At 62.7% G+C, this 15,542-nt stretch carries 12 protein-coding genes and 1 pseudogene; 7 read left to right on the top strand and 6 right to left on the bottom strand.

The genetic code is table 11. The annotated features are described in order from the left end of the window. Positions 1-70: 70 nt before the first annotated feature. Positions 71-553: a hypothetical protein gene (locus tag AC1DRO_RS14565; protein ID WP_476951348.1), complete on the top strand. Its 483-nt coding sequence runs from the start codon at positions 71-73 to the stop codon at positions 551-553. A 329-nt stretch (positions 554-882) separates the two neighbouring features. On the opposite strand, the gene AC1DRO_RS14560 is transcribed toward AC1DRO_RS14565, so the two are convergent. Continuing rightward, positions 883-2,226 carry an MFS transporter gene (locus tag AC1DRO_RS14560; RefSeq protein WP_476859945.1) on the bottom strand — a complete coding sequence of 448 codons (1,344 nt, stop codon included), beginning with the start codon at positions 2,224-2,226 and terminating at the stop codon, positions 883-885. Between the two features lie 267 nt (positions 2,227-2,493). Between AC1DRO_RS14560 and AC1DRO_RS14555 the strand changes: the two genes are divergently transcribed. The 3 genes from AC1DRO_RS14555 to AC1DRO_RS14545 all read left to right on the top strand — a co-directional run bounded on the left by AC1DRO_RS14555 (position 2,494) and on the right by AC1DRO_RS14545 (position 5,385). Then, positions 2,494-3,075: a PadR family transcriptional regulator gene (locus AC1DRO_RS14555; protein WP_459385646.1), complete on the top strand. Its 582-nt coding sequence runs from the start codon at positions 2,494-2,496 to the stop codon at positions 3,073-3,075. A gap of 172 nt (positions 3,076-3,247) precedes the next feature. After that, on the top strand, positions 3,248-4,345 hold the full coding sequence (locus AC1DRO_RS14550) for an aromatic ring-hydroxylating oxygenase subunit alpha (RefSeq protein ID WP_028277775.1): 1,098 nt from the start codon (positions 3,248-3,250) through the stop codon (positions 4,343-4,345). Between the two features lie 35 nt (positions 4,346-4,380). Then, complete coding sequence (locus AC1DRO_RS14545) at positions 4,381-5,385, top strand: PDR/VanB family oxidoreductase (protein WP_476951347.1); 1,005 nt, start codon at positions 4,381-4,383, stop codon at positions 5,383-5,385. Positions 5,386-5,452: 67 nt separating this feature from the next. Here AC1DRO_RS14545 and AC1DRO_RS14540 read toward each other — a convergent pair whose 3' ends face one another. Further along, positions 5,453-5,929, bottom strand: coding sequence for a hypothetical protein (locus AC1DRO_RS14540; RefSeq protein WP_476951346.1), 477 nt, complete (start codon positions 5,927-5,929; stop codon positions 5,453-5,455). Positions 5,930-6,245: 316 nt separating this feature from the next. Next, on the bottom strand, positions 6,246-8,510 hold the full coding sequence (locus tag AC1DRO_RS14535) for a hypothetical protein (RefSeq protein ID WP_476951345.1): 2,265 nt from the start codon (positions 8,508-8,510) through the stop codon (positions 6,246-6,248). Positions 8,511-9,707: 1,197 nt separating this feature from the next. Here AC1DRO_RS14535 and AC1DRO_RS14530 point away from each other — a divergent pair. Then, the gene (locus AC1DRO_RS14530) at positions 9,708-10,883 is read left to right on the top strand and encodes a zinc-dependent alcohol dehydrogenase (protein ID WP_230010888.1); all 1,176 of its coding nucleotides are present in this window, start codon (positions 9,708-9,710) and stop codon (positions 10,881-10,883) included. A 153-nt stretch (positions 10,884-11,036) separates the two neighbouring features. Here the strand turns inward: AC1DRO_RS14530 and AC1DRO_RS14525 are convergent, their stop codons facing one another. The 3 genes from AC1DRO_RS14525 to AC1DRO_RS14515 form a co-directional block, all read right to left on the bottom strand. Next, a complete protein-coding gene (locus tag AC1DRO_RS14525) occupies positions 11,037-11,429 on the bottom strand; it encodes a VOC family protein (RefSeq protein WP_243181647.1) in 393 nt (130 codons plus the stop codon). Positions 11,430-11,532: 103 nt separating this feature from the next. Further along, positions 11,533-12,792 carry an NYN domain-containing protein gene (locus AC1DRO_RS14520; protein WP_476951344.1) on the bottom strand — a complete coding sequence of 420 codons (1,260 nt, stop codon included), beginning with the start codon at positions 12,790-12,792 and terminating at the stop codon, positions 11,533-11,535. Between the two features lie 282 nt (positions 12,793-13,074). Continuing rightward, the gene (locus AC1DRO_RS14515) at positions 13,075-13,959 is read right to left on the bottom strand and encodes a sugar phosphate isomerase/epimerase family protein (protein ID WP_476951343.1); all 885 of its coding nucleotides are present in this window, start codon (positions 13,957-13,959) and stop codon (positions 13,075-13,077) included. 245 nt (positions 13,960-14,204) lie between these two features. Between AC1DRO_RS14515 and AC1DRO_RS14510 the strand changes: the two genes are divergently transcribed. Beyond that, positions 14,205-15,200: a substrate-binding domain-containing protein gene (locus AC1DRO_RS14510; RefSeq protein ID WP_476951342.1), complete on the top strand. Its 996-nt coding sequence runs from the start codon at positions 14,205-14,207 to the stop codon at positions 15,198-15,200. Positions 15,201-15,252: 52 nt separating this feature from the next. Next, positions 15,253-15,542: pseudogene (locus AC1DRO_RS14505) on the top strand (ABC transporter permease); the annotation flags it as partial.

Here is a 15,542-nt window from a genome sequence, read left to right as displayed (position 1 = left end):
CCGGGAGGGCCTGTTTCTATGGTGCCGACCGCCGTAGGCTATGGGCATCCACCACATCGAGGAGGCACTCATGCGCACGGCAACACCCAAGAACCAGGCTGACCAGATCCGCCATCTTTCAGAGAATCTCATCTCTCAGCTCACCGAGGGGAGGGAGTGGGCCACTCCCGGAGTCGAGGCGGCATTGAAAAGAGTGGTGGCCGGGCTCGATGCCGGGATTGAATCGGCGTCTCCGAGAATCCAGACCGGACTACGGCGGCTCGCTGACGACCTCGCCGGTGGAGTGGAAACTCTTGCTCCCCGTGTTCAAGAGGGCCTGAAACGGGTTGCACCGAGTGTTGTCACGGCACCCGCCCGGGCTAAGTCGCGGCGGACGGCGTCCGGGAAGGCCTGGGTGATTGCCGGAGTGGCGGCGGTTGCGGTGACCGCGGGAGTCGCGGCCTGGCTCTATCTTCGCCGTGCGGATAACGAGCCGGTACCGACTGTGAATGCGCAGCGAACCAGGGGCGTGGACCCCGACCTGCGCGCCGCCTCCACAGAGGACCAGACCTGAGGGACCCTCAGACACCAGGGAGCCCTCTGCGTCCGACGCGGACAGGCCCGTCAATCCTCAGGCGCTGCCAAATACCTATGGCGCTCTTCCCCCGCCGGCCTAGCTGCAAGGCCGTCGACTCGGTCAAGGGATGGCGGGCCGCAGAGTCATGTGCTGTGGGTTCAGCAGGGAGGAGCGGACGACGGCGGGAAGTCCCGCCGTCGTCCGCACCGTGTGGGTCTGGTTTCGTCGGCGTTGAGGCGCATAGCGTTGTGCTGCCGTCTGATTCGGCGGGAGCATCCGGAACAACATCGCCCACGGCCGCCTGAGCCTCGCACGTTGACCCTGGATTATGCAGGCAGAGCTAGTTCCTTCTCTCCGTCGATTAGGGCGCCGTCATCTTGCTGGGATGGCCGCATTGCCGCAACTGCGCCGCCTGCCACCAGGACTACGACGCCGACGCCCATGTACAGCATGGACGCTGTCCAGTGCGCGTCGAGCAGGGCTCCGGTGATGAGCGGAGCGACGATGGCGCCAACGCGGCCTATCCCGATGGCCCAGCCCACGCCGGTGCTCCGGACGGAAGCGCCATAGAGCGCCGGGGTAATTGTGTACATGCCCGCGATGCAGCCGTTGATGAGCATGCCGACAACGCCGCCCGCGACGAAGGCGAGGACCAGCATACCCGCGGTGGAAATGAACATCACCATGGTGGCCGCCGACAGGACGGCGAAGATGACCATCACCTTCCGGCTGTTCCAGCGGATGGTCAGCAGTCCATAGAGCAACGACCCGAAGGTGCCGCCTAAGGTCAGCATCAGCCCGCCGACGACTCCCTGGCTTTCGGTCATGCCGGCCGTGACGAGGAGCCGCGGGGTCCAGCTGTTCACGAAGTAGAAACCGAACATGGTGGCAAAGAAGGCAAGCCAGACGAGCCAGGTGGAGCGGCGGTTGCCGGCTGTGAACAGTTCGGAGACCTTGTTCCTGCGATCATTCTTGGCCGCCACTGCCGGCAGTTCGGTGACGGCGGGCTGTCCGATCTTGCGCGCGATCCTGTTCAGGCGGTCCAAGACATTGCGGGGACGCCGGTTAGCGAGGAAGTCCACAGACTCGGGCAGAAGGACAGCGAGCAGTACGAAGACGGCGGCAGTGCAGATGCCGCCGAATAGAAACACAGAACGCCAGCCGAAGCTGGCCTGCAGAGTCACCGCCGCTGCGCCGCCGAGCGTTGCCCCGATGCCATATCCCGCGGTGTAGATGCTGATGGCCAGCCCGCGCCAGCGCTTGGAGGAGTACTCGCTGGCGATGACATTTGTGCAGGCGAGTATCCCGCCGATACCGAGGCCCGTGACCACGCGCCAAATCCCGAGTTCCACGGCAGAGTGCGCTACGGAGGCCAGCAGCATCCCGGCAGTTGCGAGACCGACCGAAATCAGGACCATGGGCCGGCGCCCGATGACATCGGCAAAGGGCGCGAGGCCCAGCGAGCCGATGGCCATCCCGACCAGTCCGGCGCTTAGCAGGATACCCAGTTCGGCGCCGCTAAGGCCGAAGTCCCGGGTCACGCTGTTGGCGGTGAAGGCCATGGCCAGCACATCGAAGCCATCGAGGGCGTTGAGGACGATGCACAGGCCCACGATCAGCCATTGATACAGAGACATACGGGACGCGTCGATGCGTTCTTGAAGTTGCATGGGACTACTTTCTAGAGGCCACGGACGGTCCGGGCAGATGCTGAAACTGAGGTGCAGAAGATCTGGTGGCTCTTCTGGAGGCGGAGGCCGGGCCTCGACGTTGAAGGCTGGCAGCCGGGAAACTATCTATACTGATAGGTAAATGTGGCGCGGGACACAGCATAACTATGAACGTAGTTAGTTGACAAGGGGTTTAATGGAGGCGGCGCCCGGCCCTGCCGCAAGGCATCGGCAGCAGGGCGCCCTGACGGAGAGGATCGGTGGCGGGTGAGTTTGCGTTATGCCCTGCTTGCGCTGCTGACGTCTCAGCCCCTCACGGGCTATGACGTTTTCAAGCACTTTGAACAATCCGTCGGCTACGTCTGGCACGCACCGGACTCGCAGATCTATCCCGAACTCCGGCGAATGGAAAAGGATGGCCTGCTGAGCGGAGTGGAAGAGCCCTGGGGCAAAAAAGGCAAAAAGAAGCGCTATCACATCACTCCGGAAGGGGTCGAGGCTTTCCGGGCATGGATGAATACCACCCTGGACTACGCCCGGGAGCGTGACCCGATCCATCTTAAGGCGGCCTACCTTGAATGGGCCGACCCCGAAGCCGCGCGAGCGCAGATGCGCGCCCATATTGCCTATCACTCCTCCCGCGCGCAGCAGTGGCAGAACATGGTTGCCGCCTTGGAAGACCGGAGCAACCCCACGCTTGCGCGCCGCCTCGAGGCCGCGCCTGAGGAGGACCGGGCCAAGATTGCCGGCTACAAAATCTTCACCTATGAAGGCATGATCGAACGCGCCAAAGCGGAGATCGAGTGGGCCAGGCGCGGCCTGGAACTGATCGACAAGCTCGAGTCTTGAGTGCCGAAAGGCCCGGATGCCCGCCTGGGTGTCCGGGCCTTTTGTCGTCCCCTTCTGCGGTTTCGCTTATGGGGGCAGCTGGGGGGCCTTGCCACTACCTATCAACATAGTTATGCTGTGATCCAAGCCACTACCTATGAGCATAGGTATACCGTGAGGGGAAGGATCGATCATGACCGCGCTGATGCAGTCCATGAGCTCTACAACGAACAAAGTGCTTGGTTATCCGCTTAACGCCTGGTATGTCGCCGCGTGGGACCACGAGGTAACCCGCAAGCCGATGTCGCGCCGGATTGCGGACCGCCCGCTCGCCCTGTACCGCACCGAGGATGGCAAGGCAGTGGCGCTGGCGGACGCCTGCTGGCACCGCCTGGCCCCGCTGTCCATGGGCAAGACCCTCGGCAAGGACCAAATCCAGTGCCCGTACCACGGCATTATCTACAACTCCGCCGGCCGCTGTGTCTCCATGCCCGCCCAGGAAACCATTAATCCCAGCGCCACCGTACCGTCTTTCCCCGTGATCGAGCGCTACCGCTATGTGTGGGTGTGGCTGGGGGATGCCACCCTCGCGGATCCGGCCCTTATCCCGGACATGCACCAAATGAGCTCGGATGATTGGGCCGGTGATGGCGAGACCATTTTGGCACCGTGCAACTACCAGCTCGTTCTGGACAACCTGATGGACCTCACCCATGAGGAATTCGTCCACTCTTCCTCGATCGGCCAGGACGAGCTGAGTGAGTCCGATTTCGTCGTGACCCATGACGACAACACCGTCACGGTATCGCGCTGGATGCTCGACATCGAGGCTCCGCCGTTCTGGCTCAAAAACATGCGGGACAAGTTCCCGGGTTTCGAAGGGCGGGTTGACCGCTGGCAGATCATCACCTTCCAGTCGCCCTCGACCATCAACATCGACGTCGGAGTAGCCAAGGCGGGCACTGGCGCCCCCGAAGGCGACCGCAGCCAGGGCGTCAACGGCTTCGTGATGAACACGATTTCGCCGGAAAGCGCCAAAACATGCCACTACTTCTGGGCCTTCATGCGCAACTACCGGCTGGAAAGCCAGCTGATCACCACCCAGCTGCGCAACGGCGTACACGGCGTGTTCGGCGAGGACGAAGAAATGCTGGCGGCCCAGCAGAATGCCATCGACGCCAACCCGGACTACGAGTTCTACAACCTCAACATCGACGCCGGCGGCATGTGGGTGCGACGGCTGATAGAGCGACAACTCGCCGCCGAAGGCCGACTGATCCCCACCGCCTGACCCGATCGCCCGATCCCAGGAAGTTAGAAGAAGACATGGCTGCAACGAACATCGAAGTCTGGCAGATCGGCACTGTGGTCGAGGCGGAGGACATTACCGCAAAGACCCGGCGCCTGGTCCTGGAACAGTCCAGGCCCATGAAAGCCGAGCCGGGCTCGCACATTGACGTGATGGTCTCGATCAACGGCGAGCAGCACAGGCGCTCCTACTCCATCGTCGATTCGAGCGGGGACGGCCGACGTGTGGCGATCAGCGTCTTCAGGGCCCCTCAATCCCGGGGCGGCTCCCACTTCATGCAGGCCCTAGAGCCAGGTGACCGGCTGGAGATCACGCAGCCGCTGCAGAATTTCCCTCTGCGGATCGGCGCTCCGCGCTACGTCCTGCTGGCCGGCGGGATCGGCATCACCGCCATGATCAACATGGCCCGGGTGCTCCGAAACATCAAGGCCGACTACACCTTCGTGTACGCCGGCCGCAGCCGCCCCGCCATGGCCTACCTGGCGCAATTGGAGCAGCTGCATGGCGACGCGCTGCGAGTCCACGTGGACGATGAAGGCACCGCCCTCAACGTAGATGAGCTGCTGGCCACGATTGAGCCGGACACCGAGCTGTACATGTGCGGCCCCATCCGGCTCATGGACGCCGTCAAACGGGGCTGGGATGCCCGGGCGCTCAACGTGACAAACCTCCGCTACGAGACCTTTGGCAACAGCGGCTGGTTCGACCCCGAGGAGTTCGTGGTGCGCGTGCCCCGGCTGGGCGTCGAGGCCACCGTCCCTGCCGGAAAGTCCATGCTGGAAGCGCTCGAGGACGCCGGCGTCGACATGATGTTCGACTGCCGCAAGGGCGAATGTGGGCTGTGTGAAGTGCGTTTGCTCGGCCTGCGGGGCTCCATCGACCACCGCGATGTCTTCTACAGCGAACGTCAGCAGCATTCCGCAGCCAAGATGTGCTGCTGCGTCTCCCGGGCCGTCAGCTTAGAATCCGGCACACGTGCAGACTCGGAAACCTCCTGTGCCATCGTCACAATCGACGTTTGAGTGCCCACAACTCCGCCGCTCGGGGTGGACCTGGAGTCCGCTGGCGAACCTGGACCACTCCCCGCTTTTACTCTTCGACGGCCCCGCCCGTTGACACTCCGCTCAGGGTGTCAATGTAATCGAGCGTTTTGGGACTGACATGCCGCACGGCCCCAAGGGCCTCCCGGAGAACGGCTCTGCGGGCGTCGTCGCCAAGTGCTCCTCGGAGTTCGACTACCGTCTCGATGCCCTGGCTCTCGAACACGCGCGTCATGTCCTCAACCTGGGCGAGGCGGCCGGGGGACGGCCAGCTGATAACTTCGGAAAGCGTCCCGGTATCGAGGCGCCGCCGGAATCCACTGGTCGTGGCGGCATCAGGCCATGCCCCGACCAGAGCGACAACGCGCGGCCTGACGGTCGCGTGGTAGTTCTGTCGCCGCTGCAGGGTCGCATCGACAATGATGGCCCCGATGTGGTCCCAGCCACGGTTGACTTCGATCGAGTCGTCTGTGCCGTGAGAGTCCAATTGCGCCGGGAGGTTGGCAGCATCATTATCGATAGTCATAGATGAATACTCCCATGCGTCAGCAGTGGGCGTGCGGCTGCTGCAGCCCAGTTCGGAGCGAAACCGGGGTGGTACCGTCCGGTGCCGTGCCGAAGCTCAGGCCTCCGACGAATGCGCCTAATCGAAACGCACGGCGTTCCACTCAAGGATTCGCGGGACGGCGAGCCCCTCGACGGTGAAAGGATCACCGGCGATAAAGCGCTCGGCATCCTCGCGTGAGGAGAAGATCCCCATCGATCCGCCGGCAGGGTCAAACGTTTGGAACGGGAAGTGAGGTTTGGTCTCACGGCGTGCGCCAGCCTCTCGGCCAGACGCCCTATGGAATGCGGCTGCCGTCCGACTGCTGGTTATGTGCGTCCGCCGGCAGGATTCGTCCGGGTGACTGACGTCTGATGGAAGCTGAAATTCGATCCTCCATTGCTCGAACGCCGCCGACCGCCGCGGGCCCCATCTGCTGCCTTGCACGGTTCACCGCGTCACGGACTTCGCGACGCACCACCCGTTCATTCTGGCTCGACGACTTTTCTCGCGTTTCCCTGGCCAAATCGAGCAGAGCCTGAGGAGCGTAGTGATTGACGCTCATGTCCGTGAGCAGGGGTAGCTGCACTCTCAGATCCTGTTCGATGGCGGTTCGGAGCGGGCCCAAGCGAAGCAATTGTGTGAGGAAATCCGGACTCAACACCGGCGACGCAGGGGCTTGCGGGCCAAGGCGCTCCCGTAGGTGGTCCTTCATCTTCATTGCTGTTCTGTCGAACGTCAGCCACCATGCAAGGTAGCCCATGGGTGATGGTCCAATCGTCCTCCGATACTCGATGACGCCGACTGAGTTTTCGACGTCGTGGGCAACCAGGCGAGACCGCGTCCCTTGCTCGGCTCCGTAATCACCTCGTTGACGCCTTCTCTCGTGAGTCTCATTCCATAGTTCCTGAACTGCACCCCGGAGTTCGGTCGATGCGGCATTCGAGTACTCCAGAAGACTCTTGGTCTCGATAGAGAATTCGTCGGCAAGGTAGTCGCTGACGTCCTGCAACGGCTGTTCTCGTCCACAGATGTTCCGTTGCCAGTCCAGGAATTCAGTCTCTGGTCGGCCCGAGAGCACGAAGGCCGAATAAAGGAAGGGCACCCTTCCTGACCAAGTCGACGTTCTGTTGTGACCATAAGCAACCGCCAGGTTGAGGTGTCTTTCAACTTCTTCAACGACTCCGTCAGTTACATATAGAAGCAACCCTGCGTCTACCGCTGCGCGCATCAGAATCGTAAAGTGGCGCTCTTCCGGATCGTCTACCAGGCTCTCTCCGATAAGGGGCAGGATCGCGGTGGTGTCCATCCATATGTCGCCTTCACTGAAGACGTTGAGCACGACTTTCTGGACGTCCGGGGTTTGTTTTAGGAATGCGAAAAGCGTGTATGCGTCGGCTAGTCGCCGAAGATGCGACTGTGTTTGCGGCGAAGGCTGTTCCAGTACGTGCATTATGGCCGCGGCCGCGGCATCAGAACTGAGTTCATGGATGCCACCATTTGCTGTAATTCGGTCCGCTATGCCTACAGGGCTGAGTTGGAACGGTGCTCCTGTTTCCACGGCTTCGGCAAAAGACTCACCTCGTTCCAGGAGTGTTTCTTCCAACACTGTTCGCAGTTGCCGGGAAATCTCCGTCAACTGTGCTTCGCTCAGTGCCTTCGGTGCTTCGACGGCTCGAACCGCCGCAATGAGTTTCGCATCGAGGGCAGCTTCATCAAGAAGGAATTTGGCTGTCTGATCATTTATCCTCTTGGCCTCCTCAAAACTGAGATGGTACGTGTCCTCGGCCCCGGACGCTGATTTGTGTTGTTTGATGGGGCCCTTCCGAGACAGGCGGTTCAATGCGCTCAGGGTCAGAGCATCGACCTGCCCTCGCTTCCCCACGGGCATGCGGAGGGCGACGCCATCTTCGATTTCGCTCAGGCTGAGCCTGTTGTATGTGTTCGAATCGTGAAGCGCCCCCAAGACCAATGACTCGAAGCAGCTCTTGGTAAGACTCTGATCGGTTGCCTGATCTTCGCCGTCGAGAGCCAAGTGCAGCACCGCGACCTTGCTCTCATCGGCGGTCAAGGTCGATATTCTTTCGAGGACCCCTCGTTTGGACAGGAACGGATCCACAAATCGCTGAGCCAGCTCTTCACTGGCCACTCGTCGTTGCGGATAGGACTTCTCGCGGTCCACAAACCACGACCGGTCCCGGATGTCTACGGTTATATTCCGATCACGTCGAGACTCTTCCCTGAGTTCATCGGCAGCCGGACCAATCACCTGGTTAGTCAGATAGATCATGGTGCTGACCGACGGAAAATTCTTCTTGAGGGTGTCCAGCGTGCTCGTAATTTTCGACTTCCAACTCACCGTGACAGAGTACTGAAATGCAACTTTTGGCACCCCGTCAATCGTGAATATTTCGGCGTCTCTACCCTTGTCTCCGTTCGGAGCTGCCATCGTCCGCAGGGCTGGATATTCGACGGCTAAGAACTCCGACGCGAACGATTCGAATATCTCCCAGTCTCCAGGGCCAATCCGTTCTAGGGCGAGAGACAATCGCGGGTTCGGCATGACCGAATCATAACCACCACAAACCGTCCTTGAACATCGCCCCAAAGCTCGATAGCCGATTGATTTTCGGGGGAGCGGCGGCCCGGTTCCGGTGCTTTGCCTCGCGACCGGCCGCCACATTGATGGGTCCGGGTGGGCCCGGACGCAGTCACGCACCGTCGAGACGATCGAGGCAGGCCGGACACGGCGGACCGACGATCGAGGAGCTTCGCGAAGGGACAGTAGCTCATGCAATTCACACTCCCGGCTGGCTGCTTTGGTCAAAACTTCCGCGCGGAATCACGTGTAAACAGCCCGTTGACTTTCGCGTCTCCTGCGAGGACCATGACGAGTGGGAGTCAATGATGGGGGGGATAACTCAAAGTCTGACGTGCCAAAAATATGCATCTGTGCCGATTATTCCCGCGCCAAATTTCAGGTTGCCGCGGAATATCACTTACGCCGAAGCTCATGCTTCCGCGTCTGTTAGACAGCTCCGAATCTGGGGATCAACGGAGAGAAAATGATTAGCAATTCCTTCAAGCCGGTTGCAGACGCGCCCGGTGTTTTTACATCTGAACCTCTAGCGTTCGGCCAGAGCGATCGAATTCGTGCAATGGTGCACGGTCGGGCAGCACTGTTAACAGCTGAATGCGATGCAGAACGCAAGACGCCAGATCTCGTGGTCTCAAGGACAGCGAGCCCTGGGTTTGAGGCAGCTGCGTTCAGTCTGTCGGGTATATGGGACGCGGCTAAGGACCTCACCGGTCGCGCTTGGGACGCAATTAGCGATGTTCTGACTAACGAGGGCGGCAGCGGCGGTGGCGGTGGCGGTGGCGGCGGTCCTCGCATAATAGCGAGCACGGACGAAGCCGAAATCGTCACAACCACTCGAGCGCCGGCACTGTAGGTAAACGAGACCAAACGCAGCGGACGACGGCGGGAGTCCCGCCGTCGTCCGCTTTGTGCGAAGGTGCCGCTGACCCGCCGGGCGGCTACTTGGGGCGGGCGGCCAGGGCGGATGCCAGGCCGTGGCCGCACCCTGCCCTCAGCCGCTGGCTCCCGCCCTTCGAGCGAGCTTATCGCCAGCCGGTTCGACCATCTAAGTCGCCGTCCTCGTAGAACTCAGACCGACACTCCTTCCCATCCGGGCGCAAACAAGGAATGATCTTATTGATCAGTAGACTTACTAATTTGGTTGCGACTGAAGGAGTGAATATGAGGGCACTTACCTGGCAGGGAAAGCGGTCGGTCAGCGTGGAGATGGTTCCGGATCCGGTCATTGAGAAGGGGACGGACGCCATCGTCAGGATCACCTCATCGGCCATATGCGGCTCGGACCTCCACCTGTACGAGGTCCTTGGCCCCTATATGAAGGCCGGCGACATCCTGGGGCACGAACCCATGGGCGTCGTTGAGGAGGTCGGCTCCGAGGTCAGGAACCTCAAGCCGGGCGACAGGGTGGTCATCCCCTTCAACATCTCCTGCGGCCATTGCTGGATGTGCAAACAGGGGCTGCAGTCCCAGTGTGAAACCACCCAGGTCCATGCCCACAACAGCGGGGCGAGCCTGTTCGGGTTCTCCGAGCTCTACGGTTCGGTCCCCGGTGGGCAGGCGGAATACCTGCGCGTGCCCCACGCCGACTACGGGCCGATAAAGGTCGGGCACGAACTGCCTGATGAGCGGTACCTCTACCTCTCCGATATTCTTCCCACCGCCTGGCAGGGAGTGAAATACGCCGACGTCCCCGCCGGCGGCACACTGGCCGTCTTTGGTCTCGGCCCGGTGGGGCAGTTCGCCAGCCGCGTCGGTCGACACCTGGGTCAGCGCGTCATCGCCATCGAGCCGGTTCCGGAACGCCGCCGCATGGCCGAGCGGCACGGGGTGGAAACGATCGATTTCACAAAGGACGTCAGCGACCAGCTTCGCGATATGACGGATGGAAGGGGCCCCGACGCGGTCGTCGACGCCGTCGGCATGGAAGCGCACAATTCGCCCGTCGGCGCCTTTGCGCAGAATGCGGTGGGGCTCTTGCCGGATGCCTTGGCAAAGAAGGCCATGGAGACTGCGGGCGTAGACCGCATGACGGTCCTCCATGCAGCGATCGACTCCGTGCGCCGGGGAGGCACCGTTTCGCTAAGCGGGGTGTACGGGGGTACAGCGAGCCCCATGCCCCTGCTGAGCATGTTCGACAAGCAGATCCAACTCCGGATGGGCCAGTGCAACGTCCGCCGGTGGACGGACGAGCTGCTCCCGCTCGTGGAAGATTCCGCAGACCCGCTCGGCGTCATGGACCTGAAGACTCACGAGGTCGACCTCGACGGTGCCGCGGCCGCCTACGAGATCTTCCAGAAAAAGGAAGACGGCTGCATCAAGGTGGTCCTGAAGCCGTAGCGAAGATGTCCCCGCTCCGGGAGATCTCCTCAGGTCTTCCGTCAGCCGGACCCAAGCGCTGCTGGGCTCCCCATTCGACGGGAACGGGAGCCCAGCTAGGCGACCTCGGTGAAGAGGAATCCCGCCGGCGTCCGCTTGTGTGTGAAACGGCCGCTATTCGCCGGCGGGTTGGAATAACTCGACAACGTTCCCGGACGGGTCCTCCAGCAGGATCTGCTGTCCGCCTGGGCCCTTGACAATGTCGTTCCGGAACGTGACGCCTGCGCCGCGCAACCGCTCCACTTCGGCCGCGATATCGCCCACGATGAGGTGAATGCGGTTCCACCCTCCCGGCACGGGCACCGTGCCGTCCGGCATGGGACGGCCTGCCGAGCTGGCCGGCCCGCTCAGGAGGAGCCGCAACCGGCCGCGGGTGACGTCGGCGAACGCCGGCGCGGCGCTCATCCTGACGGTGAATCCGAGATGCGTTGTATAGAAGTCGACCGCGGCATCGACGTCGGCCACCATGTACCGGACGCTCACCAGCTCCGTAAGGTCGTTGGGCATTTCCAGCTCCTTTCCGAATTCGTTTGGTTAGTGCTCGATGGAGATAGATCACACTGTCGATCTGTTTCGCACCCAGCGCAAGCCCACGACGGCGGGAGGTTCGCTACGCCCGGGAGGCGCCGGGGCCGGACTCCAGCAGCCCGCCGCCGGCCCAGCGCCTGAGCGCGAGCTTTTCGGCGTCGTCGAACTCCATGAGGGCCAGCCGGCACAGCTCTTCCACGTTTCGGGTCCACGCGGCAGCGAGTTCCCGCGCTGAAATCTCCCCTGCGAGGGAGCCGCCGGCGTACACCACGCCCTGGATCACGAAGTTGACGGCAGAGCGGGACACCGGCTGCCCGGCCGCCACGCAGTCGTCCCGAACGGAGCGTGCCAATTCGCTGCGGTTGCCCGAATGGTCGCGCAGCTTCACCGCCAGGGACAGGAAGACCTGTCTGAACTGTTCTGCCGACAGCGCCGGAACGTCCGTGACCCGGGTGACCTGCTCCTCGATCGCGGGCCGGGCGTCTGAGGCCAGCGAGGAGGGCTCCGGGGAAAACCGCTTCGCGTCCCACACCCAGCCGGGCGACGGCGTGGACGAGTATTGGACGCCCTGGCCGATCTGGGCGATCCAGGCCCCGAACTTGCCGTGGCCGCCCCAATCTGTCTTCAGCGACGGGTCCGCGGTGAGGGCCCGGTGCGCCGCGACCGCTCCCGTGACCGGACCCGGCGCGGCCTGCACCAGGGCCCGGACCTCGTCGGCGGCCGACGTCGCGGACCCGGGCGTGCCCGGGACGGTGCGGAGCGGGGCGCCAAGTCCGGCGGACGGGACCATGCGGGGGATGCCGGCCGCTGTCCCGTTGAGGATTGCCACGAAATCGTGGGACTCCACCACGCTGTCGGCCATCTCCCGGTACGCGAACGCCACAGCGCCGGCAGCGATGACGGTGGTCATCCGGTCGGCCGCCCGGAACCGCTGGACCAGCGAGGTGAAGTCGGCGTCCGCAGACGCGACGAAGAACTCCTCAATGTGGGCCGCGCCGGCCAGGGCATCCATTGCGTCCAACACCAGGTTGATATCGGTGCTGGACTTGCCCCGCTGGGTCAGGGAGGGGCAGTCGATCACACGGAAGCCCGCGCGGGTCCAGTACGGCCGGTACTTGGAGTAGATCACCGGATTGAGATAGCAGTTACGGATCAGGAAGCGCCGGGATTCTTCGCCCGCGCCGCCGGCGGCCAGCGCCTCCGTCCAGTGCTTGGGGTCCTCGGCGAATCTCTTCGCGGCCGCCGGGTCCAAGGCCATCAGGCCCGTATAGACGTTGTCGAAGTCCACGAACATCGCGGCACGGATGCCAGGCCGCCGGGACTGGGGGAGGAGATCACTCATCGGCTCAGTGTGCCAGCAGGAGGGCAGCAGGTGCCAGAGGGTGCCGCTCAGCCCGGCAGTGACTGCCCGCTGGACGCTGACTCCCACCTGTATTCAATCCAAACCGAAAAGTCGTGGACGCGTTCGAACATTGAGCGCGGCCCGGCGCCGTCGGCAGCTATCCACAGTATTTGATCGTCAGATGTCACGCCGTCGACCCTTCCTGTTCGTACGGGTCTGTCTCCGAGGCGTATTTCGACAATTTCCCCGTCCAAGGGCGCCCAAATCGCTTGCCGGTGGACCCTATTTTTCACTGCGCAGCGCGGGAACCTCCGGGAAGCACGCCAGCGCCGTTTCATGGGCGGCCCGCAGCGCGTCCTGAACGGGGAGTGCGCGATGTTCCTCGGACAGGATTTCCACGCCCCAGGGACCGTTGAAGCCGATGGATTTCAGTGTCTGGATGAACCCTGAGACATCCTGGTCTCCCTGTCCGCAGAGGCGGCGATTGTCGCGGGTGTCTTCGAAAAGGGAACCTCTGATCGCCGTATCCGCGTCATTGAGTTCCACTCCGAAAATCTGATGGGCCTCGAGGCTGCCGGACAACGCGTCCAAGGAGGTTCCGGCGCGGAAGACATGCCAATAGTCGACGACCAGCCCGCAACCGGGCATGTCGACGTTTCGCATGAGATCCGCCGCAGCCGGCACCGATCCGACCATCGAAAATGGCATCGGTTCCAGAGCGATGCGCGTCCCCCGAAGCGCGGCTTCAGCGCTCAGGCGGCGGAGGGGTTCCACCAGGAAATCGAGCTCCTCCAGGGGTTCGCCGATAGTCGTTCCCACTTTTATGAAGCGCGCACCGAGTGTCTCGGCGGCTTCCAGAAGGAGGTCGAACTGGGGCCGCCACCGATGCGCGAGGCTCTCGTCCCACCAGTCGCTGAGGAGCTCAACTTCCACATGGCGGAGGCCGGCGTCGTCGATGAGGCTCCGCAGGGCCGGAAAGCCCAAGGCTGAGCGCGCGGCGGCGAGGTCGTCATGGGCGAGCCCGAAGCCTGACCACCCGGTGGAGGCGATGGCTTCGAGACGGTCGGCGATGGGCACTGGGCTGGTCTCGGGGATCTGCAGCGGCGCCACGGCGCCGGCGCTGGTCCAACACGATGCGACAAGTTCCAGAGCATGGGGCTTGGTCATTCTTCTCCTTTGAAGCAAATCCGGGCTGCCGCCGGGAGCGGTCAGTGCGATGTAAGAATGAAACCACACATTGTTGGAACGTTCCATTGACATTCAGAATATTCCCGATCTATGGTTGGAACGTTCCATCGTGAGAGGTGGATCACCATCGTTCACAAACCGGCGGCCTCCGTTTTCCTCCATGCCACGGCATGACACAGAAGCGTTCCGAGGGCCGAAAAGGCGCGAATCAAAGGAGATTTCACGTGGCAAAGTTCACTTGGCGGAGGGGCGTTACAGCACTCGCCGTCGTTCCGCTTCTGGCGTTGGCGGCATGTTCGAGCAGCGGCGGCAAGCCGGCAGATTCAGGCGCTACGGCCGGCGGGGGCCAGGCCGTGGATACCCCGCGCATCAAGGTCGCGATGATCACGCACGCCGCGGCGGGTGACACGTTCTGGGACATCGTTCGCAAGGGCGCGGAAACCGCCGCGAAGAAGGACAACGTGGACCTTCTGTACAGCGGTGACGCTGAAGGCGGACGCCAGGCTCAGCTCGTGCAGCAGGCCATTGACCAGAAGGTCGACGGCATCCTCGTTACGCTCGCCAAGCCCGAAGCGCTCAAGGACGTGGTGAAGAAGGCGGTGGACGCGGGGATTCCTGTGGTCAGCTTCAACGCCGGCGAAGATCAGTCAAAGGCCATGGGGGCAATTACCCACTTTGGCCAGAGCGACAAGCTCGCCGGCGTTACCGTCGGACAGCGGCTCGCGTCCGAGGGCATCAAGCACCCGATCTGCGTCATCATGGAGCAGGGCCACGTGGGCCTCGAGAACCGCTGCGCCGGAGTCAAGGAGCAGGTACCAGGATCGGAGATCCTCAACGTCAACGGCGCCGATATGACATCAGTTTCCTCCACGGTCAGCGCGAAGCTCCAGTCCACCCCGGATGCCGATGCCATTGTCGGCCTCGGTGCCCCCTTCACGCTGACGATTGTCAAAGCTGTCAAGGAGTCCGGAAGCAAGGTCAAGGTTGCCTCCTTTGACCTCAACGGTGAGCTGGCAAAGGCCATCGAAGACGGAACTGTGGAATTCACCGTGGACCAGCAGCCCTACCTGCAGGGCTACGGTGCTGTGGACTCGGTCTGGCTGAACAAGGTAGGCGGCTTCAAGGTAGGCGGGGGACAGCAGGTCTATACCGGTCCTGCCGTCGTGGACAAGTCCAATGCGGCTGATGTCCTGACCTTCGCCGAGCAGGGTATCCGCTAACAGCCCGCTGGCCGGGCCGGTTCGCGCCGGCCCGGCGGCTAGGAGACTTATCATGACCATCACCCAGACCAAGACAAAGTCGCCGGCGCCCGATGAGCGCGTCGCCAAGCGCAGTCCGTTCCAGAAACTGCTCGGACGTCCCGAGGTCGGTGCCCTGGTGGGCGCGATCGTCCTCTTCATCTTCTTCGCGTTGGTGTCCCCGACCTTTACCCAGCCCGGTGCCCTGGCGACCATCCTGTACGGGTCCTCCACGATCGGGATCATGGCGGTGGGGGTGTCCTTGCTGATGATCGGCGGCGAGTTCGACCTCTCCACCGGCGTCGCCGTGATCACCTCGGCGCT

Source organism: Arthrobacter sp. P4_F11 (genome assembly GCF_056401395.1).
This window is presented reverse-complemented; position numbering and strand designations above follow the sequence as displayed.